The organism is Thermococcus aciditolerans (assembly GCF_008152015.1).
GTDB lineage: Archaea > Methanobacteriota_B > Thermococci > Thermococcales > Thermococcaceae > Thermococcus > Thermococcus celericrescens.
The window spans coordinates 1426791-1448453 of sequence record NZ_CP041932.1; the positions used below are offsets into that span (position 1 = coordinate 1426791).

A 21663-nucleotide genomic window follows, 5' to 3' on the forward strand; every position below is an offset into this window, starting at 1 on the left:
TGAGGTGATAGAATGGCCGAAGTCAAGCTCATCAACGTCTGGAAGCAGTTTGGGGAGTTCACCGCCGTCAAAGACATGAACCTCGAGGTCAAGGATGGAGAATTCATGATACTCCTCGGCCCGAGCGGCTGCGGAAAGACGACGACGCTGAGGATGATAGCGGGACTGGAGGAGCCGAGCAGGGGGCAGGTGTACATAGGGGACACGCTCGTAGCAGACCCCGAAAAGGGGATCTTCGTCCCGCCCAAGGACAGGGACATAGCCATGGTCTTCCAGAGCTACGCCCTCTATCCCCACATGACAGTCTACGACAACATAGCGTTTCCCCTCAAGCTCAGAAAGGTCCCGAAGGCCGAGATCGACGAAAGGGTTAGGGAAGTCGCCGAGATGCTGGGCCTCACCGAACTCCTGAGGAGAAAACCGAGGGAGCTCTCGGGAGGTCAGAGGCAGCGTGTTGCGCTCGGAAGGGCCATAGTGAGAAAACCGCAGGTCTTCCTGATGGACGAGCCGCTGAGCAACCTCGACGCCAAGCTCCGTGTCAAGATGCGCGCCGAGCTAAAGAGGCTCCAGAAGCAGCTCGGAGTCACCACCATCTACGTCACCCACGACCAGGTGGAGGCAATGACGATGGGCGACAGGATAGCGGTCATCAACCAGGGTGTGCTCCAGCAGGTCGGAACTCCCGACGAGGTCTACAACAGGCCCGCCAACACCTTCGTCGCGGGCTTCATCGGGGCCCCTCCAATGAACTTCATCGATACCACCATAACGGAGGACGGTTTCGCTGACTTCGGCGAGTTCAGGCTGAAGCTCCTCCCCGACCAAGTGGAGGTTCTGAGGGACAGGGGGCTCCTTGGAAAGGAGGTTACCTTCGGAATCCGTCCTGAGGACCTCTACGACGCCATGTTCGCCCAGGTAAAGATACCGGGCGAGAACATGGCGCGGGCCATGGTGGAGATCATAGAGAACCTAGGAAACGAAAAGATAGTCCACCTGAGGGTCGGTGACATAAACTTCCTCGGCGCCTTCCGCTCGGAATCCAAGGTCGTGGAGGGCCAGGAGGTTGACGTGGTCTTCGACATGCGCAAGGTCCACGTCTTCGAGAAGGGAAGCGGAAAGGCAGTATTCTGAAGCTTTTTAAATCCCCTTCCCTATTTTTTTCCATGAGTATAAAGGACTTCGCCGATTTTCTGGCCAGGGAGGTGCCGAAGGGCAGGATAGCCGAGCTTGGAATAGGCTTCCAGTTCAAAGTGGCGCTCAGACTCAAGGAACTGGGCTACGACGTTCTGGCCGTTGACTGGAACCCGGCGTCCGTCGAGAGGGCGGTGGAGCTCGGCCTGAACGCCGTCAGGGACGACCTCTTCAGCCCAAACATGGGGCTCTACGAGGGGGTCGCGGCGCTTTACTCCGTGAGGCCGACCCCAGAGATAGTGCGGCCCATCCTGGGGCTCGGGCGGAAACTCCACGTCCCCGTTTACATCCTCCCGCTCACCGGGGACACCATGCCGAGGACGATGAGGCTCACCAACTTCAGGGAGCTGGCCATATACTCCGCTAAAGGTATTTAAACCGCCTCCCAATTAAGCACGGTGGTGTTATGAAGCTCTTCGGTACCGCTGGAATTAGGGGCACCCTGTGGGAGAAGGTCACCCCCGAACTCGCGATGAACCTCGGAAAGGCAGTTGGGACGTACATCAACGGGAAAACTGTGGCAGTCGCGAGGGACGGAAGGACGTCGAGCGTAATGCTCCAGAGCGCCCTCATCTCGGGACTTCTCTCGACGGGAACCGAGGTTCTTGATTTCGGTTTGATTCCGACGCCGACTCTAGCGTGGGGGACGCGGGAGCACGGCGATGGGGGAGTCATGATAACAGCGAGCCACAACCCACCGACGGACAACGGAATAAAGGTCTTCAACGGCGACGGAACGGAGTTCTACGTCGAGCAGGAGAGGGAGCTTGAGGAACTCGTTTTCTCCGGAAACTTCAGAAAGGCCACCTGGAGTGAGATAAAGAGGGTAAAAGCCATCGATGTCATCGACGACTACATAGGGGCCGTTCTCGAATTCGTGAACCACGAAACCGAGCTCAAAGTTCTCTACGACGGTGCCAACGGCGCGGGAAGCGTTTTGGCCCCCTATCTGCTCCGCGAGATGGGGGCGAAAATAATAAGCGTGAACGCCCACGTTGACGGCCACTTCCCTGGAAGGAAGCCGGAACCGAGGTACGAGAACATAGCCTACCTAGGGGAGCTGGCGAGGGAGCTTGGAGTTGACCTCGTCATCGCCCAGGATGGAGACGCCGACAGGATAGCGGTCTTCGATGAAAAGGGCCAGTACGTGAACGAGGACACCCTGATAGCGCTCTTCGCGAAGCTCTACGTGGAGGAACACGGCGGGGGAACTGTTGTTGTTTCCATCGACACCGGCTCAAGGATAGACCACGTCGTTGAGAACGCAGGCGGAAGGGTCGTAAGAATCCCCCTCGGCCAGCCCCATGACGGGATAAAGAAGTACGGGGCCATATTTGCCGCAGAACCGTGGAAGCTGGTCCACCCGAGGTTCGGGCCGTGGATAGACAGCTTCGTGACCATGGGGCTTCTCATAAAGCTCATAGACGAGCGCGGAAAGCCGCTCTCCCAGATAATCCAGGAGGAGATACCGACCTACTACCTTACCAAGAAGAACGTTAAATGCCCAGACGAACACAAGAGAGAAGCGATGGAGAGGGCATACAATGCCCTCGGGGAGGCTCTCCGCAGTGAGGTGAAGGAAGTTCTGACGATCTCCGGCTTCAGGTTCAACCTCAGGGACGGCTCGTGGGTTCTAGTCAGACCGAGCGGAACGGAGCCGAAGATTCGCGTCGTCGTCGAGGCACCGAGCGAGAAGAGGCGTGATGAGCTATTCGAGCTGGCCTACGGCACCGTCAGGAGGGCCGCAGAGGAAGCCATGAGGAAGGGCTGAGCCCTATTTTCCATCTTTAAACGCGGGCCGTTCTGGTTAGCCGTAACTTGTGTAAAGTTCGTAAACGTCGTTACGGCTAACCTTCCCTCCTCCCATCTTCATTGGAGGGCTTTCGGGGGGAACGGAGACTCCCCACATCTTCAAGGCTCTCAAGCGAATATTCCAAGAGCCAACCACATCACGGTCAGCCTCAAAACCACAGTTTGAACACTTCAAAACCCTGCCCCCATTCAGGCTTAACTTACCCCCACATACCGGGCACAGGGAGGAAGTAAAAGCAGGATTGACAAAAACAACCTTAACACCCTTCAATTTCGCCTTGTATTCGATAATGCTCTGAAGCTTCCTAAAACTCCAACGGTGAAGACGACCGTTCAACTCAGCCGAATACCTGATTGACTCCCTGATTTCTGTCAAATCCTCAAGAGCAAGACCACCGCATTCCTCCGCCAGCTCAACGATTTTATTAGCCAATTTGTGATAAAGGTCGTTCAGCCTGTTCTTCTCCCTCTCACCGTATTTTTCGAGGAGTTCACTCCGTCTCTTTCCAGCCCTGATTTTCTGCTGTATTCCCCTCCTCTTCACGAAGTAGCCCGTCCTAATCTCCCGCTCGTGAGTAATGATTTGGAGGAACTCCCCATTCGGGAGGGAAAGCGTTACGTTGTTCTCGTTCAAATCCACTCCAACGAAGGCTTTTGGTTCTTTAACTTCAACTTCCCTCGAAAAAACAACGTTGAGGAAGACTCCCTTTGGCGTTCTAACCAACCACGCTTGCCCAACCTTCCAATCCCTGAACTTCTCGTGATATTTGGCCGGGTAAAACTCTAACTGGATTCTCCTCTTCGGAGTGGAGAGTTTTACGGTTCTATTCTCCAAGTCGAGTTTGAACAAGTGGTCGTCGAGCATTATGACTTCCTTCTTAAAAACAGGCTTCCCCTTGGCTTTGCCCTTCTTTTTCCGCTTCCTGAAGCTTTTAAAGATTGACGTGGCCATCTGGCAAGCCGTGTAAAGGTAATGGCTTGGCAGTTCTGGATATTCCTTGCGTAAGCCTTTGTAAGTCTCCTTTTTCAGGCGATAAAAACTCGTAACGTTGTTCTCAAAAGCGTAAGTGATGAGGAAGTTCACAATCTCCCGGTAAGTTTGGAAGAGGCCATCTAACCCCTCTGGAGTTTCCTTGAGTTTGAATTTGGCGGTGAGTTTAATCGTCTCTGAGGACATTCTTTACCGCCTCGACGAGGCGTTTTTTCTTATGAGAACGCATACCATAAAGCTTTCCAGCGAAGGAGGTCACGATGGCCAGCAAGTCCTCAACAAGTTCTTTTTCTATTGCCTCTTCATCGTCGAAAATTACTTCGATTTCGACGCCGTGAGAGTTGAAGTATTGTTCGAGGTATTTGAAGCCGAAGCGTGTGAGCCTGTCCCGGCAAGTTATGACGACTTTGGTAACTTCTCCGCTTTCGACGAGTTTGAAGAGCTGTTTTAATCCCCTCCTGTTCTCGTTCAGGCCGGAGGAAACGTCGGTGATGATTTTGGCCACTTGGTAACCTTTTGAAGAAGAGTAATTCTCGAGGTATTCGATTTGTCTTTCTAAGTCTTCCTTCTGGTCTCGGCTTGAGACTCTGGCGTAAATCACAACTTTATCGGGGATTTTGCCCTCAAGAATTCTCTTGATTTCGCTTTCGGGGACTCGGTATTCTTTGCCGATTCTGTGGGCTTTGAGTTTGCCTGCTTTAATCCAGCGGAGGACTGTCATCTTGGAAACTCCGAGTTTCTTTGCGAATTCACCAGTCCGATAAAGCCTCACCACCCTCGCCCAAAAGAAATTAGTGCCAAAAATATCTAAAAGTTTCGCTTGTTATCATTTATGAAACAGCCCTATGATCCAGCCGGCGGTACCGGCGAGGATAATTATCGCAAAATCCCTGACCAGAATCCCCACGCGGGGTTTTTCTCCAGCTCCGAACAGGTAGAGCCAGTAGAGGAGCAGAGGAACCAGGAGATCGAGTGACAGGCAGGATTCCCCAAAGAACAGATTGAGCATAAAGGAAAAAGCCGAAACGGAGGCGAGGGCCTTTCCGCCCATGGAACCACCTCAGACGAACCTCGCTGGTCTCAGGGTTCTCACAGCTATGCCGTCCCTTTCCACCATGACCTTGAAGCCCTCCTTGGCCACGTAGGTCTTGACGCCGGTGACGGTTTCGATGTACTTGGCCTCCTTGTAGGGATTCGCGAAGTGCATCTTCATGCCTATGTGGCTCACCACGAGGGCCTCGGGCTTCTCACGCATCCTCTTGAGCATCATAACGATGTCGTCGGTGCTCAGGTGGTACGGGATGCCCATGTCCCTTGGCCTGGTGACCGCCGCGATGAGCAGTCTCGAACCGTCGTGCCAGTCGGTCAGGCCGTCGAAGTAGGCGGTGTCGGGGATGTACGAGATGTCGCCCAGGGAGCTCTTCATGCGGAAGCCGATGGTGGTCGGGTCCGAGTGCTGGGTTGGGGTTATCACCATCTCCTCATCGCCTATCGCTATCCTGCTTCCGGGCTCCGGGATGTGTATGCTCTCGAGCACGTCCAGGTGGTACTTGCTGACGGCCGGGGTGTGGGTCTCGTCGCCGTAGACGACGCTCTTGGATGCTATGAGAACACCCCTCTTCTTGAGTGCGCCGCCCGTCATGGCCTCTATCATGACCTCGGTATCGTTGCAGTGATCCACGTGCCTGTGGGAGACGAAGATGACGTCGAGCTTTCTAGGGTCGAGCTTGTAGCGCCAGCTCCTGACCAGCGCGCCTGGCCCGGGGTCAACGTAGATGTTCCTGCTGGCGCGTATGTGGAAGCCGCCGGTGGAGCGGAACTGCGTTATGGTGATGAACCTGCCGCCGCCGCTACCGAGGAAGGTTATCTCTATCAAATCTCCACCCCCGTGTTCTTCTGCAGACATAGGGGTATCACAGAGGGAGTATATAAGACATTGCCCTTTCCCCGCACGGATGGAAACATATGAACACCCAAATAGATAACAGGGAAGTCATATGAATGGCATATAACATAATGTCAAAAAGGTACATCCCTCTCAAATAATCATACCACAAAATGGAACAGAATAGAGTCAAAAATTTTCCAGATATTTGTAAAATAGGAAGCCTAACAAAACATTTTTAACGATTCATGTGTCCAACTACTACGTCACCGTTTGGAGGTGCGAATATGGAGTTGAAACCGTACATACCACCGGAGAAATCACTGCCCGAATACACAATCAAGGCTTTTGTTTTGGGTATCGTCCTTTCGATCATAATGGGCGCGGCAAACGCCTACCTTGGAATGTACGCAGGTATGACCGTGAGTGCCAGTATCCCTGCGGCGGTCATATCGATGGCAATACTCTTCGCATTCAAGGACAGGAACATCCTCGAGAACAACATGGTGCAGACTGCTGCTTCAGCGGGTGAGTCGCTGGCGGCGGGAGTCATCTTCACCTTCCCGGCCCTCGTCGTCCTCGGCTACTACACGACCTTCCCGTACTACATAGTCACCATAATCGCCGCCCTCGGTGGTTCCCTCGGCGCCCTCTTCACCATAGTCCTCAGAAGGGCCTTCATAGTCGAGGAGAAGCTCCCGTACCCCGAGGGTATGGCCTGCGCCGAGGTCCTCATAGCCGGCGAGAGGGGAGGAAGCCACGCCAAACCGATACTCTACGGTGGAATCTTCGGAGGTCTCTTCAAGCTCTTTGGAAGCTCCGGCCTCTGGTCGGGAACCGTTGAGGCCGCCAAGATGGTTGGCTCCCGCGTCTACTACCTCGGAAGCGACCTCTCCGCGGCGCTCATAGCCGTCGGCTACATCGTCGGCCTCAACATAGCCTTCCTAGTCTTCCTCGGAGGCGCCATAGCCTGGTTCATAGCCATCCCAATCTACGCCGGCCAGATGGGCCATACCGACCTCAGCCCGCTCGACCTCGCGTGGACCATATGGAGCACCAAGATCCGCTACATGGGTGTCGGCGCGATGGTCGTCGGTGGTCTCTGGAGCCTCATCAAGCTCAGGAACCCGATAAGGAGGGGCATCAAGGCCGGCCTTGAAGTCGCCAAGAGGAAGCAGTCTGGTGAGACAATCCTCAGAACCGAGGAGGACCTCCCGCTCAACTATGTCCTCATGCTCATAGGAGCATTCGTCATCCCGCTGTTCCTGCTCTACTTCCACATCATCGGCTCGGTGGGAATCGCGGCAATAATGGCGGTGATACTCCTCATCGTCGGCTTCCTTGGAAGCTCGATAGCCGGCTACCTCGCGGGTGTCGTTGGTTCATCCAACAACCCGGTCTCGGGAATCACCATCATGAGCCTGCTCTTCACCGCCTTCGCCCTCAAAGCCCTCGGCCTCAGCGGGATGGAGGGCATGGCGGCGACCATACTCGTCGCGGCCGTTATCTGTACCGCCGCCGCCATAGCCGGTGACACCATGCAGGACCTCGCCACCGGTTACATGGTCGGCGCCACCCCCAAGAGGCAGCAGGTCTTCGAGATGGTTGGAACCTTCTTCGCCGCCCTCGTCATGGCCCCGGTGCTCAACCTGCTCATCCAGGCCTACGGTATAGCGGGAACCCCGACCGCCAAGGAAAACGCTCTCGCCGCCCCGCAGGCCTTCCTCATGGCCAAGGTCACGGAGGGTGTCTTCACCGGCAACCTCGAGTGGAACATGATATACATAGGCGCTGGAATAGCCATAGCACTCATAATCCTCGACGAGATACTCGCCATGAAGGGCTCCAAGTTCAGGACCCCAGTCATGCCGGTCGCGGTCGGTATCTACCTGCCGCTCAGCCTTGGCGTTCCGATATTCATCGGCGGTCTCGTCAAGCACTTCGTCACCAAGTCCAGGAACGAGGAAGGGGAGAACCCAACCGACCCGGGCGTCCTCGGCGCCGCAGGACTCATCGCCGGTGAGGCCCTCATGGGCATATTCTTCGCCGCCCTCATAGTCGCCGGCGTCGCCCCGAGCTCGGGCTTCAGCAGCAACATCCTGGGAGTTATCCTCCTTGCCGGAATAGCGCTCTGGCTCTACATGACGGGCAAGAGGAAGTGACTTCCCCTTTTCTTTCCCAACCTTTAAATTTTGAACGCCGGAGGAATGGGCATGGAAGAGTACATGAACCTCGTGCCAGTGCGCAACGAGAAGATCGAACTGAAGAAGATCGAGGGGAGGTACTACCTCCTGATTCCCATGGACTCAAAGCTGGACTTTCTGGCCAGGAGGCTCCACGGGGACTACAGGAGGATAGAGCTCGACGAGATGGGGGCCTACACGTGGGAGCTGTGTGACGGCAAGAGAACGGTGAAGGAGATAGGGAAGGCTCTGAAGGCACGCTTTGGAGAGGACGCAGAGCCCCTCTACGAGCGCCTGGTGACGTTTCTTTTCGAGCTGGCGAAGAGGTATTTGATTGAGTTTAAAAGAACGGATGAATTAGACTAAGGTGGTGATAACCATGAGCGAAGCCCTTGAGAAGGTCTCGCAGGAGATTGAGAAGCTCCAGGACGAGATGGTCAACACCCTCGTCGAACTGATTAAAATCCCAGCCATAAGCCCGGACTACGGCTACGAGGGCGAGTACGACAAGGCGCAGAAGCTGCTCGAGATGATAAAGGACTGGCCCTTCGACAAGGTCGAGGTCTACAACGCGCCGGACGAGAGGGCCAAAAACGGAGTGAGACCGAGCATTTTAGCGTACTACTACGGTGAAAAGGGCGAAGAAAGCCCGAGGTTATGGATTCTCACCCACATAGACGTCGTTCCGCCCGGAGACCTGAGCAAGTGGACGGTCACGGAGCCGTTCAATCCGGTCGTCAAGGACGGCAAGGTCTACGGCAGGGGAAGCGAGGACAACGGGCAGAGCCTTGTGGCTTCCCTCTACGCGGTAAAAGCTATGATGAACCTCGGGATAAGGCCGAAGAGGACCGTCATTCTGGCCTTCGTCAGCGATGAAGAGACCGGGAGCAAGTACGGCGTCGAGTGGCTGATGAGGGAGCACCCGGAGCTGTTCAGGAAGGACGACCTAGTTCTCGTTCCGGATGGCGGAAACGAGGAGGGTACTTTCATCGAGGTGGCCGAGAAGAGCATCCTCTGGCTCAGGGTCAAGGTTAGGGGCAAGCAGGTTCACGCCAGCATGCCCGACAAAGGCCTGAACGCCCACCGCGTCGCCCTCGACTTCGCCTACCACCTCGACAGGCTCCTCCACGAGAAGTACGGCGAGAGGGACGAGCTCTTCGAGCCAGCGGAGAGCACCTTCGAGCCGACGATGGTTCACGGTCCGGCCGACAGCCCGAACATAGCACCGGGCGAGCACGAGGTCGTCTTCGACTGCAGGATTCTGCCGAGGTACAGCATAGACGATATCCTTGCCGACGCCGAGAGGCTTGCCGAGGAGGTCAAGGAGAAGTACAGGAAGGAGTTCGATGGAAAAGTTCTGCCGGAGATAGAGTTTGAGGTTCTCCAGCGCATGGACGCTCCGGCCCCAACCGACCCCAACAGCGAGATAGTGAAGCTCCTCCAGGAGGCGCTCAGGAAGCTCCGCGGAAAGGAGGCGAAGGTCGGCGGAATAGGCGGCGGAACCTTCGCGGCATACTTCAGGAAGCTCGGAATTCCCGCGGTTGTCTGGGCGACGCTCGACGAGATGGCCCACCAGCCCAACGAGTACGCCTGGATAAAGAACCTGGTGGAAGACGCCAAGGTCATGGCGGCCCTGGCTCTTCTCTGACCCTTCTTCCCATTTTGTTTCAAACTCGATTGAAACTATCGCTATGTATTTATATTTTCCCGCCGAGAGTAATTCGGTGGCTGGAATGAGGCGGCTTTTAGCGCTTGCACTCGTCTTTGTGGTCATCGCGTCCGGCTGCATAGCCAATGGAGGCAACGGAACATCAACCGTCCCCCAGAACCCCCCAAGCGGGACGCCTACCCCTCCGATGACCAAAAACGACGTTCTCGATCTAACCCAGACCGAGGAGGCGGGGGACGTTGTCGGAGCCAGCAACCTCTTCGGCATCGAACTCTACCGCGAGCTGTCGAAGGGGAACGGGAACCTCTTCATCTCGCCCTTCAGCGTCTTCACGGCGATGGCAATGGCCTACGAGGGCGCACGCGGCGAGACCGCTGAGGAAATGGGGTCAGTCCTCCACCTTCCCGAGAACGAAACCCTGCGCAGGGAAGCGTTCAGGACACTCCTGCTCGACGCCGGGAGACACTCCGGGATAGAGCTTAGGATAGCCAATGCCCTCTGGGTTCAGAAGGACTATCCCGTGAGGGAGGACTACCTCGACACCATAAGGCGGTACTATCTGGGTGAGGTGAGGGAACTCGACTTCAGGGGGGATTCCAAGGGTGCGGAGAGAACGATCAACGAATGGGCGGAGGAAACAACCAACGGCAGGATAAAGAACCTCGTGAGCGGCCTGACACCAGACACGAGACTGATAATAACCAACGCCGTATACTTCAAGGCTAACTGGACGCTCCGCTTCAGTCCGGATGCCACTCACAACGGCACCTTTACCCTCCCCTCCGGTGAAAGGGTAACGGTTCCAATGATGAACAGGGTTGGAAAGTTCAACTACGCTGAGACCGACGAGCTTCAGGCCCTTGAGATGCCCTACGAGGGCTCCAGATTCAGCAACTTCAGCATGGTGATAATCCTCCCGAAGAAGACGGACGGCCTGGGAAAAATAGAGGAAAAGCTGAGCCCGCAGTTCCTGAAGGGGCTCCTAGGCTCCCTCAAGCCGGAGGAAGTTGACGTGACGGTACCGAAGTTCAGGTTCGAGGGCGAATACCAGCTGGGCGGGACACTCCGGAGAATGGGCATGAGAAAAGCCTTCACAGACCGTGCGGACTTCTCGGGCATCTCAGAGGAGCCCATCGCCATAAGCGAGGTCGTCCACAAGACCTTCATAAGCGTCGCCGAGAACGGCACCGAGGCGGCCGCGGCGACGGCGGTGATATTCACGGCGGTTTCGGCTCCCGTGGAAACCCCCGAGTACAAGGTCTTCAGGGCAGACCATCCCTTCCTGTTCCTCATAGTCGACAGGGACAGCGGGCTCGTGCTCTTCATCGGCAGGCTGGTTGACCCGAGGGGATGAGCTTTTAAGCCCCTCCCCTAACTCTTTTCATGCCAGCCTGGAAGGACGGGAAGCTAGGACTGCCGGTAAAAGAGGCCGTGAAGCTATTTCCGGAGCTGAACGACTACCTCGACGAGCGCGGAAGGCTCGACTTCTCGAACAGGGAAGCGAGAATACTCTACAACAAAGCCATAGCGAAGGCCCTCTTCGGGCTGGAGATAGAATACCACCCGCGCGGGCTCGTGACCACCCCCGTCTCGCGCTACTTATTCCTTAAGACCTTCCTGCGCGGGGGCGAGAGGGTTCTTGAGATTGGAACCGGACACACCGCGATGATGGCGCTAATAGCAGAGAGGCTCTTCAAGTGCGACGTTACCGCGACGGAGCTCGACGAGGAGTTCTTTGAGTACGCGAGGAGGAACATCGAGCGGAACGGCGCTGGAGTTAAGCTCATCAGGAGCAACGGGGGGATAATCAGGGGAGTAATCCCTGAAGGCGAGCGCTTTGACGTGATTTTTTCAGCCCCGCCGTACTACGAGAGGCCGACAAGGGGCGTTCTGACGGAGAGGGAAGGCGTTGGAGGAGGCGAACACGGCGAGGCCTTCTCGGTGAGGTTAATCGAAGAGGCGCTGGATCATTTGAAGCCCGGCGGCAGGGTTGCCCTCTTCCTTCCGGACAAAAAGCCTCTGATAAAGGCCATAGAAGAAAAGGGAAAAGAGCTGGGCTACTCCGTGAGGGACGTGAAGTTCAAGGTCGGGACGAGGTGGAGGCACAGTTTGATAATGAAAAAATGAAAGGTCAGGCCACGATGAGGCCTATCACCTGGCCCTGCGCCACCTCCTCGTTCTCCTTCACCAGAATCTTAAGCCTCCCGCTCGCCGGGGCCTTAACGTGCACGGTAACCTTTTCTATCATGACCTCCGCTATTTCTTCACCCTCCTCGACGGGGTCGCCGTCGTTTTTGTACCAGCTCAGCAGGACGCCGGTCTTTTCCTCCTTCGTCGTCCGGGGTACCTTGACCTCTACCTCCATTCTGCCACTCACCCGACCATGTCCTTCACTGTCTTCACTATCTTCTCCTTGTCCGGAAGGACGAACCTCTCCAGCACCCTGCTGTACGGAACCGGGACGTCCGGGTAGGCTATCCTCCTCGGCAGGGCTTTGAGCTCGTTGCCTATCCTCTCGACAACGGTGGCTATTATTTCGCCGCTCATCCCGTAGCTCATGTAATCCTCGTCCACGACGAGAAGCCTTCCGGTCTTCCTGACGGAGTTTACGAGGGTCTCCTTATCGAGGGGAACGAGGGTTCTCAGGTCAATGACCTCGACGCTTATCCCGTCCTTTTCGAGCTCTTCGGCCGCCCACAGGGCCTCGTAGACCATGCGAGATACCGTCGCTATGGTCACATCGTCGCCCTCCCTCACGACCTTGGCCTCGCCGATGGGGACGGTATAGGGCTCCTCGGACACTTCAACCGCGGCTTCCTCCGGGGAGGGCATCCATCCGAGCCCCATGAGTCCCTTGTGGAAGAAGTACATGACCGGGTTGTCGTCCCGTATGGAGGATATCATAAGTCCCTTGGCGTCGTAGGAGTTGGAGGGGATTACTATCTTGAGTCCCGGAACGTGGGCGAACAGACCGTAGAGGCACTGGGAGTGCTGGGCCGCATCGCTGTAGCCTCCGCCGATGGCTGTGGTTATGACTATGGGCATCTTAACCTGTCCGCCCGACATGTAGTGCGCCTTGGCGATGTGGTTGTATATCTGATCCATCGCCACGCCGAAGAAGTCAACGAACATCAGCTCGACTATCGGCCTCATGCCCTTCGATGCGGCCCCGAGGGCGGCGCCTATGAAGGCCGACTCGCTTATGGGCGTATCTCTAATCCTCTCGGGGCCGAACTTCTCAAGGAGTCCGTTCGTGGCACCGAAGATTCCACCGTAGGCACCGATGTCCTCGCCCATGACGAAGACGTTCTCATCGCGCTCCATTTCCTGCGCTATCGCTTCGGCTATCGCCTTGTACATGGGGAGCTTCCTCGCCATTTCAATCACCCCCCGCAAAAACGCCCTTCAGAGCTTCTTCCGGCTCAGGATACGGGCTGTTAAGGGCAAAGTCCATGGCCTCCTGAACTTCCTTCTCGTTCTCTTCCTCGATTCTCGCCAGCTCTTTCTCCGTGGCGATGCCCTTCTCGAGCAGCAGCTTTCTGAAGTTGACCAGCGGATCCTTCTCCTTCGCCAGCTCGAAGTCCTCCTTCGGTCTGTAGAGCTGCGGATCACCTTCGAAGTGCCCCCTGAGCCTGTATGTTCTGACCTCTATGAGGCTCGGCCCCTCTCCGCGCCTGGCCCTTTCAACGGCCTCCTTAGCGACTTCATAGACCGCTATAACGTCGGCGCCGTCAACGCTGACCCCGGGAATGCCGTAGGCCTTAGCCCTCTCGCTGTTCTTGGCGACGGCCGTTGACTTGTCCTTCGGAACGGAGATCGCCCAGCCGTTGTCCTCTATCAAGAATATAACCGGCAGCTTCCAGACAGCTGCAAGGTTGAGCGCCTCGTGGAAAGTTCCCTGATTGGCCGCTCCGTCACCGCCGACGGCGACTGCCACGTAGTCTTCGCCTTTCAGCTTGGCCGCGATGCCAACCCCAACGGCCTGCGGGAAGCTCGCACCGACGATACCGCTGCAGCTGAAGTTTTTAGCTGCGTCGAAGAGGTGCATGTGGCCGCCCTTGCCCCCGGAAAGACCGGTGGCCTTGCCGAATATCTCGGCCGTCATCTTCTTCAGGTCAACTCCCTTCGCTATCGCGAAGTGGTGGGCCCTGTGGGTTCCTATAACGGCATCTTCGTCCTTTAGGTGTATGCACACACCAACGGCCGCTGACTCCTGGCCAGAGGACAGGTGCAGCTCTCCAGGAATCGGGCCGGCTGAGATGTCAAAGCGCGGGCTCTTTCCCTCGTAGTACCACTTCGCAAGTGTCTCCTCGTACGTCCTAATCTTGTGCATGGTCTTGTATATCCCCAACAGGGTTTCCTTCGGTATTTCCTCAACTCCCATTCTCCCACCTGCCTTTTTCGTTTATTCAAAGGGGTGATTCGATTAGCGTGTCAAAAACGAAACATCACTCCTTCAGCACTATCCGAACCGGGGTTGCGTTTTTCAGGTTGTCAGTAATCGGACAGCGCTCCTCCGCTTCCTTCAAGAGCTCCTCAATCTTTTCCCTGGGGGCATCAGCCTTCAGGTAAACAGAGACCGTCACCTCGGTGAAGCCCGCGCGCCCCTCCTCCGAGAGACCCTGGAACTTCGCAGGGTTCAGCTTTCCGGTGAGGGCCAACTCAAGCGACTCCACCGGTATTCCTTTTTCCTCCGCGATTCCCCTGATGGTAACGTTCAGACAGCCCGCCAGCGCCACGAGAAGGTACTCCACAGGGTTTGGGGCCTCGTTGGTTCCTCCTATCTCCTCGGGCTCGTCAACGAGAACCTCGAAATCCCTGACCTTCGCGAGCAGCTTAGTTCCCGAGAGGGACTTTCCGGTTATGTAAAACGTCCACTCCTCCACGGCTATCACCCGAAAATACCATCTCCGCTCTTTCCTTCTAGGCCGGGGTGGGAGTCAAACCTGACCACCCCAACGGGGATCCTCCCTTCAACGGCCTCAACGACCCTGGCTACACCGATATGACCAAAGCCCCCGCACAGCTCTATCGCTGCAATTCCTTCCTCGACAAGCTTTTTTGCAACTTCACAGGCCTCATCGTAGTTTTTCACGCCTACGACGTGGAGCTCTACCATTGGAGTCCTGACGATTGCCCTGTGCTCCGTGGGGTCTGCTTCAGGTGCGACGAACATGAAAGCTGCCTTCAGCATTCCGGCACCTCCAAAAAATTGAAAATCAGAGAACCTCCCTGACCGCGTTCTCTATCCTGTCGGTGCAGGGTATCCACTCGTTCTCAAGGGCGGGACTGAAGGGAACCGGTGTCGCCGGCGGGGTGATTATCTTGACGGGCGCCTTCAGATGCTCAAAGGCCCTGCTGGCGGCGAGTGCCGCTATGTCTGTCGCAAAGCTTGCCCTAGGATAGCCCTCGTCAACTACGACCAATCTTCCTGTCTTTTTGATGGAGTTCAGGATAGTGTCGACGTCCAGCGGCACGAGTGACCTCGGGTCAACGACCTCGACGCTTATTCCCTCCTCCGCGAGCTTCTCCGCTACTTCCAGTGACTTATGCACCATCGCCGCCGTTGCCACTATCGTTACATCCTTCCCTTCCCGCTTTACGTCGGCCTCTCCTAGGGGTATGGAATACGGCTCCTCCGGAACCGGACCCTTCACTCCGTAGAGCCCCTTGTGCTCTATGAAGACAACCGGGTCGTCGTCCTCTATCGCCGAGATCAACAGTCCCTTCACATCATAGGGCGTGGACGGCATGACCACCTTGAGCCCGGGCACGTGGATAAAGAGCGCGTGGAGCGACTGGGAGTGCTGTGCAGCGGCGGAAAAGCCCGCACCACAGGTAGTTCTGAGAACCATGGGTATCTTCGCCTTCCCGCCGAACATGTACCTCATCTTTGCGGCCTGGTTGTAAATCTGGTCGTAGGCAACGCCCAAGAAGTCTATGAACATGAGCTCCACCACAGGCCTAAGAAGTCCCGTGGCTGCCGCCCCAACTGCAGTGCCTATGAAGCCGCTTTCTGCTATAGGAGTATCCCTGACCCTCTCGGGCCCGTACTTCTCGTAGAGCCCCGCAGTCACGCCGAAGATTCCACCGTAGACTCCAACATCTTCACCCATTACCACGACCTTTTCGTCCTTGCTCATCTCGTAGTCCAAGGCCTCGTTGAGAGCCTGGGCAAAGGTTATCTCCCTCACCACCGCCATACGAGCACCCCCTTGGTGGGCGTGGAGAAGACGTCTTCAAGGAGTTCCTCCTTCGACGGCCACGGGCTTTCCTCCGCGAACTTCACGGCATCCTCAATCTCTTCCTTGGCTTTCTTCCAGATCGCATCTAGCTCTTCCCTCGTGACTATCCCCTTGGAGAGAAGCTTCTCCTCGAAGAGCCTTATCGGATCCTTGTTCTCCTTCCACCACGCTATTTCCCCAGGGGTTCTGTACACCTGGGGGTCGCCCTCGAAGTGTCCCCTGAACCTGTACGTCTTGGCCTCTATCAGGGTCGGCCCTTCCCCGCGCCTGGCCCGTTCAACGGCCTCTTTTGCCACCTCATAGACCGCCAGAACGTCCTGCCCATCGACGCTCACACCGGGAATTCCGTAGGCCTTAGCCCTCTCGGCCACGCTCTTTATCGTCTGCTGTTTGTCATAGGAGAGCGATATCTGGTACTGGTTGTTCTCGCAGACAAAGATAACGGGCAGCTTCCATATAGCGGCAAGGTTTATTCCCTCGTGGAAGTTCTGCTGGTTAGAGGCACCGTCACCGAAGAAGGCAACGGCAACGTTGTCAAGGCCATTGAGCTTTATTCCAAGGGCAGCACCGACGGCATGGGGAATGCCTCCCCCCACTATACCGTTTGCTCCCAGCTCCCCTACGTCGAGGTCGGCTATGTGCATCGAACCGCCCTTGCCCTTTCCGCTTCCGGTCTTCTTTCCAAACAGCTCAGCCATCGAGGCCTTCACGTCTCCGCCCTTGGCTATGTAGTGGCCGTGTCCCCTGTGGGTGCTGGTTATGAAGTCCTCCTTCCTGAGGTTGGCCATCACGCCAACGGCTACGGCTTCTTCACCGACGTAGAGGTGCACAAAGCCAGGCACCTTTCCCTGGGCAAAGAGTTCAGCGACCCGCTCCTCATGCACCCTGATCCTTACCATAGTCTTGTACATCCACAGCAGCTTCTCCTTTGGAATCTCCTCAACCGGCATGGCATCTCCTCCCTCAGAACGTAGATTCATCACCATGTTATTCTCAAGAAGAGATTTGAACACTATACTAATGAAAAAAACTCCTATATACGTATTTCGCAAGTATTATATAGGTTAGTCCAACTACTAGCGCATAGGACATGAATTTTGGAGGGGAAAATATGAAGAAAATAAACGTGATCATGCCGAAGCTCGGCATGACCATGAAGCGGGGGGAAATCCTAGAATGGCGGAAGAAGGCCGGAGACCCCGTCCGAAAGGGAGAGGTTATCGCGGTAGTCCAGTCAGAGAAACTGACAGGGGAAATAAAGGCACCCGAAGACGGCCGCCTTGTGGAGATACTCCACGATGCGGGTGCGGAAGTGCCCGTTGGAGAGGTTATAGCGATAATAGAGACGGAAGAGTGATCCTATGGTGAGTGAAGAGGTTAAGATGATATCCGAGCAGTACGATATAGACCTCTCGAAGCTCAAGGGCTCCGGACCGGGTGGCGAGGTTACCATTGAGGACCTTGAGAAGTATATCCGGGAGCACTTCTACCCGAAGGTTCTGAAGGAGACCAAACTGATCGGGATAAGAAAGGTAATAGCAGGAAGGCTCTCGGAGAGCTACCGCCAGGCCGTCCACGTCACCCTCAATATGGAAGCCGAGATGGACGGACTAATCGAGATCAGAAAGGAGCTCACAGAAAAACTCGGAAGAAAGCCTTCCTACACCGTTCTCATGATGAAGTGCATTGCGAAGGCCATCAGGGACTTCATAGAGGTGAACGCAACGATGGACGGGGAGAAGATAACGGTCTACGACGACATCAACATAAACGTGGCCGTTGACAGCCCCATAGGACTGATAACCCCTGTTATCAGGAACGTTGACGAAAAGAGTCTTGAAGAGCTTCTCGATGAGTACCTGGACATAGTTGAGAGGACAAAGAAAGGCCTCCTGAAGGAGAAGGATTTTGTGGGAGGAACCTTCACGGTCACCAATCTAGGGATGCTAGGCGTGGAGTCCTTCACTCCGATAATAAACCCGCCCCAGGTGGCGATTCTGGGCCTCAACAGAATCTCCGAGAAACCGGTGGTAAAGAATGGGGAGATAAAAACGGTCAAAGTCATGATCCTATCCCTGAGCTTCGACCACAGGGCAATAGACGGTGCCCCAGCAGCGAGATTCCTTGGACGGGTAAAGTACTACCTGGAAAACCCCGGAGAAGTCTTCGGAGACTTGTAGGGAGCTGGAAGAATGAAGAGAAGAACCGTCGGGATAATAGCCAACCCCGAATCAGGAAGGGACATACGACGGCTGGTGGCCCACGCGAGCGTCTTCGACAACATGGAAAAGGTCAGCATAGTCGAGAGGCTCCTCCTGATACTCCAGGAGCTAGGCGTGGAGAGGGTAATCGGCATGCCCGAGACCTTTGGAATAATCCCTGGTGCAAAGAGAGCAGTGGAGGATCACCTCAACATCGAGGTCGAGCTGATAGACATGAAGGTTTTCGGGGACTGGCGCGACACATACAAGGCGACCGAAGTCCTCAGAGAGGAGGCGTCAGTCATAGTTGTGATAGGCGGCGACGGAACCAACAGGATAGTCGCGAAGGCATGCGGGGAGACGCCAATAATGCCCATATCCACCGGAACAAACAACGTCTTTCCGTACATGATAGAGGCCACAATAGCCGGAGAAGCGGTGGCAGCGATAGCGACCGGGGTCGTAAAGCCCGAGGAGGGCACCTACCGGACGAAACGGATAGAGCTCTTTGAGGACGGTGAGCTGAGGGACATAGCACTCATAGACGCCGCCGCGACGACTCACTCCTTTGTCGGCTCAAAGGCCGTGTGGAAGCCGGAGTACCTTAAGGAACTCGTGGTCACCCGATGCTCCCCCTCAAACATAGGCCTCAGCTCCATCGCCGGAATCCTGAGGGAGGTAACTGAAGGGGACGACTTGGGACTGTATCTTGAGATAGGCAGGGGCAAGCAGGTAAAGGCACCGATAGCACCGGGGGTTTTCAAGCGGGTTCTTGTAGGCGAGGTCAAAGAGATACCCCTCGGGGAGGAGGTCGAGATACGCACCAGCCCCACCCTCTTCGCCCTCGATGGTGAAAGGGAGGTCGAGATGGACGGGGAAATAACAGCCAGGCTCACGAGAGAGGGACCAAGGGTGATAGACTACAGAAAAACCCTTCGGCTTGCGGCAGAGAGAGGCTTCTTCGGGGATTAGAAGCACAGCCTCCCCAGTTCTTTTTCTATGGTCTTATCCATGGTTGCCAGATAGGAGGAGGGGAGTTTTAGATTCCACTCATCTCGCGAGTATTTGAGCCGGTAAAGAACCTCAGCTGCCTCAAGCTCCCTCCTTGAAGGCTCTTCCATACGAACATCCACCGAAAGTGCGCTCGAATACCCCTCGATAAGCGACTCCATAACATCCCCCACTCCAATCCCCCCACGGAACTCACGGAGGTTTGCCACCCGGTACTTCACCGGGTCAACCGAGGGTTTAAACTCCCGAGGAACCTTCAGGAGGGAATTCAGCATCCCCAAATCAGCATCAACAAGAATGGAGCCGTGAAGGAAGAGGACGCCCCACTTAATACTCGCAGCGGTGCCCGAAACCTTCTTTCCGTTCACAACAACGTCGTTTGTGTTCCTAAGGTAGGGGGAGAAGCCCAGAGATTTGAGTGCAGCAAGCGTGCCCTTTAGAACTGTTCCGTAGAGGTAGGAAATTGGAAACTCGACCTTCCTCTTCATGACGATGGAGTAGTTGAGACAGCCCTCGTCAAGGTATACCGTACCACCGCCTGTAAAGCGTCTGATGAGCGGAATTCCATTTCCGCTGGCCACATCGAGGTTGACGTCCTCCTCGGCACTTCTGAAATACCCAAGAACGACAGAGCGTGAAGTCCTCCAGAGGCGAAGGGTGTCCGGAATTTTATCCCCCGCCCTCAGCCTGCCCAGGGCCTCCTCAAAGGCTAGGTCGAACTTTGGGTCGCCGCTATCGAAGACCAACACCCGAAGGGACATGATTAATGATTCTCTGTGGATGCTAATAAAGTTGGGGGTAGAAAAAGCCTTAATTGTGAACCCCCAATTTTCAGTGGCCGCAATGAAGAGAAAGCACCTCCTCTGAGCCGGCGTGTATGCTGAAACGCCCACGACTGAGCGGCTACTTCATGTCCTCCACGTAGAGGAACAGGGCCTTGAGATACTCGGTGTCCTTCGAGGCCATCAGTATCGGGTGGTCGGGGGCCTGCGTCCTGTAGGGCTCAAGGAGCCGGAGGAACTTGCCGGCCTTTGCGGCGGCCGCGATAACCATGTCCTTGAAGGCCTGCATATCGACGTGCTGGGAGCAGGATGCGGTGACCAGAACGCCGCCCTCCTTAACGAGCTGCATCCCCGCGTAGTTCACGTTGAAGTACGCCCTGAGCCCGCGCTTCAGGTCCTTTTCGTGCTGGACAAAGGCCGGCGGATCAAGGATCACGACATCGAACTTCTCGCCCCTCTTTATCATGTCCTCCATGACCTGGAACGCGCTCCCCACGACGTACTTCATCCTGTCATCCACGCCGTTGAGTTTGGCGTTCTCCTTCACCATGTTTATGGCCCAGGGGGACTTATCGACGGCCACAACTTCGTCAGCGCCCGCAACGGCGGCGTGTATCGCAAATCCGCCGGTGTAGGTGAAGACGTCGAGAACCCTCATCCCAGGTTTGACGTACTTTTCAAGGGCTATTCTGTTCTCCCTCTGGTCGAGGAAGAAGCCGGTCTTCTGGCCGCGCATATCCACGATGAACTTCGCCCTGCCCTCCTCAATTATGGTGCGGTACTTCTCCCTGCCGAGGAGGACGCGCTCTATCTCGGGCAGCCCCTCCCTCCTCCTCGAGCGCCCGGTGTTCTTCTCAAAGACGGTCTCAATCTCGGGCTCGGCCTCCATTATCGCCTCGGCAACGTCAAGTTTGAACCTCTCCATGCCTATGCTCGAAATCTGGACGGAGGCAATCTCGTTGAAGCGGTCAACTATGAGGCCGGGCAAATAGTCCGCCTCGCCGTACACCATGCGGTATGCCTTGTCGTAGCCGAGAACCTTCTTGCGGTACTCGTTGGCCCTCCTAATCCTCTCACGGAAGAGCTCCTTGTTAACCTCCGTGTGCTCGTCCTGGGTTATGAGCCTGACCATGATGTTGGAGTTCGGGTTGATGAATCCCCTGCCCAGGAACTTACCCCCGCGCGTGTAGACCTCCGCTATGTCACCCGGCCTTATCTCACCCTCGGTTCTCACGACTCCCTTTTTGAAAACTATCATCGCACCCTTGCCTATCGCTCTCGCAGCCTGAGCGTCAACTATAACCTTCGCCATCTCTCACCACCGGTGGAAGTTCGGCGATAGGTATATAACCCTTAGCGTCCTATATTATGCTGGTGATTCTATGCACTTCGAGGTAGTGAAGGAGTTTCTTGAGGATATAGGGGCGGATTGGATAGAGATTGACGGCGAAATCCACCTCGAGCCAGAGGCCTTCTACGAGGTCTGGAAGTACGTCGGACAGCCGGAGCTTGAAATCTACGCCGTCGAGGACGAGGTCGTCGAGCCTGGTTCTTACGATCCGCCCGAGATGAAGTACACTGAAATGAAGACGGTGAAGGTCAAGAAGGCCTGCTTCACCACGCTTGACGGCAAGAGGATTGTCACCGACTACGCGGAGCTCCAAAAGATTATGAAGGAGAAGTTCGTTTGATT

Annotated in this window: 25 protein-coding genes; 12 read left to right on the top strand and 13 right to left on the bottom strand. The window is 55.9% G+C overall.

Annotated elements, in window-relative coordinates:
* The first annotated feature begins 12 nt into the window (after window positions 1-12).
* Genes FPV09_RS07880 through glmM form a run of 3 tightly spaced genes read left to right on the top strand, consistent with a single transcriptional unit; the run spans window position 13 to window position 2962 of the window.
* Window positions 13-1131: an ABC transporter ATP-binding protein gene (locus tag FPV09_RS07880; RefSeq protein WP_148882984.1), complete on the top strand. Its 1119-nt coding sequence runs from the start codon at window positions 13-15 to the stop codon at window positions 1129-1131.
* A 32-nt stretch (window positions 1132-1163) separates the two neighbouring features.
* Window positions 1164-1568 carry a UPF0146 family protein gene (locus FPV09_RS07885; RefSeq protein WP_148882985.1) on the top strand — a complete coding sequence of 135 codons (405 nt, stop codon included), beginning with the start codon at window positions 1164-1166 and terminating at the stop codon, window positions 1566-1568.
* Between the two features lie 29 nt (window positions 1569-1597).
* Window positions 1598-2962, top strand: a complete 1365-nt coding sequence (gene glmM / locus FPV09_RS07890) for a phosphoglucosamine mutase (protein WP_148882986.1) — start codon at window positions 1598-1600, stop codon at window positions 2960-2962.
* Window positions 2963-2998: 36 nt separating this feature from the next.
* Here the strand turns inward: glmM and FPV09_RS07895 are convergent, their stop codons facing one another.
* From FPV09_RS07895 to FPV09_RS07910, 4 genes are read right to left on the bottom strand one after another with little or no spacing between them, the layout of a single operon-like run.
* Window positions 2999-4180, bottom strand: a complete 1182-nt coding sequence (locus FPV09_RS07895) for an RNA-guided endonuclease InsQ/TnpB family protein (RefSeq protein WP_148882987.1) — start codon at window positions 4178-4180, stop codon at window positions 2999-3001.
* Complete coding sequence (locus FPV09_RS07900) at window positions 4161-4769, bottom strand: IS607 family transposase (RefSeq protein WP_148882988.1); 609 nt, start codon at window positions 4767-4769, stop codon at window positions 4161-4163. Before FPV09_RS07900 ends, FPV09_RS07895 begins: the two co-directional genes overlap by 20 nt.
* 51 nt (window positions 4770-4820) lie before the next feature.
* The gene (locus FPV09_RS07905) at window positions 4821-5045 is read right to left on the bottom strand and encodes a hypothetical protein (RefSeq protein ID WP_148882989.1); all 225 of its coding nucleotides are present in this window, start codon (window positions 5043-5045) and stop codon (window positions 4821-4823) included.
* Between the two features lie 9 nt (window positions 5046-5054).
* Window positions 5055-5870, bottom strand: coding sequence for an MBL fold metallo-hydrolase (locus FPV09_RS07910; protein ID WP_148882990.1), 816 nt, complete (start codon window positions 5868-5870; stop codon window positions 5055-5057).
* A gap of 296 nt (window positions 5871-6166) precedes the next feature.
* Here FPV09_RS07910 and FPV09_RS07915 point away from each other — a divergent pair, with 296 nt between their 5' ends.
* The 5 genes from FPV09_RS07915 (at window position 6167) to FPV09_RS07935 (ending at window position 11858) form a co-directional block, all read left to right on the top strand.
* Window positions 6167-8041: an OPT family oligopeptide transporter gene (locus FPV09_RS07915; RefSeq protein ID WP_148882991.1), complete on the top strand. Its 1875-nt coding sequence runs from the start codon at window positions 6167-6169 to the stop codon at window positions 8039-8041.
* Between the two features lie 51 nt (window positions 8042-8092).
* On the top strand, window positions 8093-8428 hold the full coding sequence (locus FPV09_RS07920; protein ID WP_148882992.1) for a PqqD family protein: 336 nt from the start codon (window positions 8093-8095) through the stop codon (window positions 8426-8428).
* Between the two features lie 13 nt (window positions 8429-8441).
* Complete coding sequence (locus FPV09_RS07925) at window positions 8442-9710, top strand: M20 family metallo-hydrolase (RefSeq protein WP_148883773.1); 1269 nt, start codon at window positions 8442-8444, stop codon at window positions 9708-9710.
* Window positions 9711-9795: 85 nt separating this feature from the next.
* The gene (locus FPV09_RS07930) at window positions 9796-11085 is read left to right on the top strand and encodes a serpin family protein (RefSeq protein ID WP_148883774.1); all 1290 of its coding nucleotides are present in this window, start codon (window positions 9796-9798) and stop codon (window positions 11083-11085) included.
* Window positions 11086-11114: 29 nt separating this feature from the next.
* Window positions 11115-11858 (top strand): methyltransferase domain-containing protein, encoded by a 744-nt coding sequence (locus FPV09_RS07935; protein WP_148882993.1) that lies wholly within the window; start codon window positions 11115-11117, stop codon window positions 11856-11858.
* A 4-nt stretch (window positions 11859-11862) separates the two neighbouring features.
* Here FPV09_RS07935 and FPV09_RS07940 read toward each other — a convergent pair whose 3' ends face one another.
* The 7 genes from FPV09_RS07940 to FPV09_RS07970 all read right to left on the bottom strand — a co-directional run bounded on the left by FPV09_RS07940 (window position 11863) and on the right by FPV09_RS07970 (window position 16926).
* Window positions 11863-12096 carry a lipoyl domain-containing protein gene (locus FPV09_RS07940; RefSeq protein WP_148882994.1) on the bottom strand — a complete coding sequence of 78 codons (234 nt, stop codon included), beginning with the start codon at window positions 12094-12096 and terminating at the stop codon, window positions 11863-11865.
* Window positions 12097-12104: 8 nt separating this feature from the next.
* Window positions 12105-13109, bottom strand: a complete 1005-nt coding sequence (locus FPV09_RS07945) for an alpha-ketoacid dehydrogenase subunit beta (RefSeq protein WP_148882995.1) — start codon at window positions 13107-13109, stop codon at window positions 12105-12107.
* A gap of 1 nt (window position 13110) precedes the next feature.
* A complete protein-coding gene (locus FPV09_RS07950; RefSeq protein ID WP_148882996.1) occupies window positions 13111-14115 on the bottom strand; it encodes a thiamine pyrophosphate-dependent dehydrogenase E1 component subunit alpha in 1005 nt (334 codons plus the stop codon).
* Window positions 14116-14179: 64 nt separating this feature from the next.
* Window positions 14180-14617, bottom strand: coding sequence for an OsmC family protein (locus FPV09_RS07955; RefSeq protein WP_148882997.1), 438 nt, complete (start codon window positions 14615-14617; stop codon window positions 14180-14182).
* Between the two features lie 5 nt (window positions 14618-14622).
* Entirely contained in the window at window positions 14623-14925 is a 303-nt protein-coding gene (locus FPV09_RS07960; protein WP_148882998.1) for a DUF6506 family protein, read from the bottom strand.
* 25 nt (window positions 14926-14950) lie between these two features.
* The gene (locus FPV09_RS07965; protein WP_281288757.1) at window positions 14951-15934 is read right to left on the bottom strand and encodes an alpha-ketoacid dehydrogenase subunit beta; all 984 of its coding nucleotides are present in this window, start codon (window positions 15932-15934) and stop codon (window positions 14951-14953) included.
* On the bottom strand, window positions 15922-16926 hold the full coding sequence (locus tag FPV09_RS07970) for a thiamine pyrophosphate-dependent dehydrogenase E1 component subunit alpha (RefSeq protein ID WP_148882999.1): 1005 nt from the start codon (window positions 16924-16926) through the stop codon (window positions 15922-15924). Before FPV09_RS07970 ends, FPV09_RS07965 begins: the two co-directional genes overlap by 13 nt.
* A 161-nt stretch (window positions 16927-17087) precedes the next feature.
* Between FPV09_RS07970 and FPV09_RS07975 the strand changes: the two genes are divergently transcribed.
* From FPV09_RS07975 to FPV09_RS07985, 3 genes are read left to right on the top strand one after another with little or no spacing between them, the layout of a single operon-like run.
* Entirely contained in the window at window positions 17088-17333 is a 246-nt protein-coding gene (locus tag FPV09_RS07975) for a biotin/lipoyl-containing protein (protein ID WP_148883000.1), read from the top strand.
* A 4-nt stretch (window positions 17334-17337) separates the two neighbouring features.
* The gene (locus FPV09_RS07980; protein ID WP_148883001.1) at window positions 17338-18156 is read left to right on the top strand and encodes a dihydrolipoamide acetyltransferase family protein; all 819 of its coding nucleotides are present in this window, start codon (window positions 17338-17340) and stop codon (window positions 18154-18156) included.
* A gap of 12 nt (window positions 18157-18168) precedes the next feature.
* Window positions 18169-19149, top strand: coding sequence for an ATP-NAD kinase family protein (locus FPV09_RS07985; RefSeq protein WP_148883002.1), 981 nt, complete (start codon window positions 18169-18171; stop codon window positions 19147-19149).
* On the opposite strand, the gene FPV09_RS07990 is transcribed toward FPV09_RS07985, so the two are convergent.
* Both FPV09_RS07990 and FPV09_RS07995 read right to left on the bottom strand, forming a co-directional pair.
* The gene (locus FPV09_RS07990) at window positions 19146-19949 is read right to left on the bottom strand and encodes a lipoate--protein ligase family protein (protein ID WP_148883003.1); all 804 of its coding nucleotides are present in this window, start codon (window positions 19947-19949) and stop codon (window positions 19146-19148) included. The genes FPV09_RS07985 and FPV09_RS07990 overlap by 4 nt on opposite strands.
* A 142-nt stretch (window positions 19950-20091) precedes the next feature.
* Window positions 20092-21282, bottom strand: coding sequence for a class I SAM-dependent rRNA methyltransferase (locus tag FPV09_RS07995; RefSeq protein ID WP_148883004.1), 1191 nt, complete (start codon window positions 21280-21282; stop codon window positions 20092-20094).
* A 70-nt stretch (window positions 21283-21352) separates the two neighbouring features.
* Between FPV09_RS07995 and FPV09_RS08000 the strand changes: the two genes are divergently transcribed.
* Window positions 21353-21661, top strand: coding sequence for a DUF5748 family protein (locus FPV09_RS08000; RefSeq protein WP_148883005.1), 309 nt, complete (start codon window positions 21353-21355; stop codon window positions 21659-21661).
* Window positions 21662-21663: the final 2 nt, after the last annotated feature.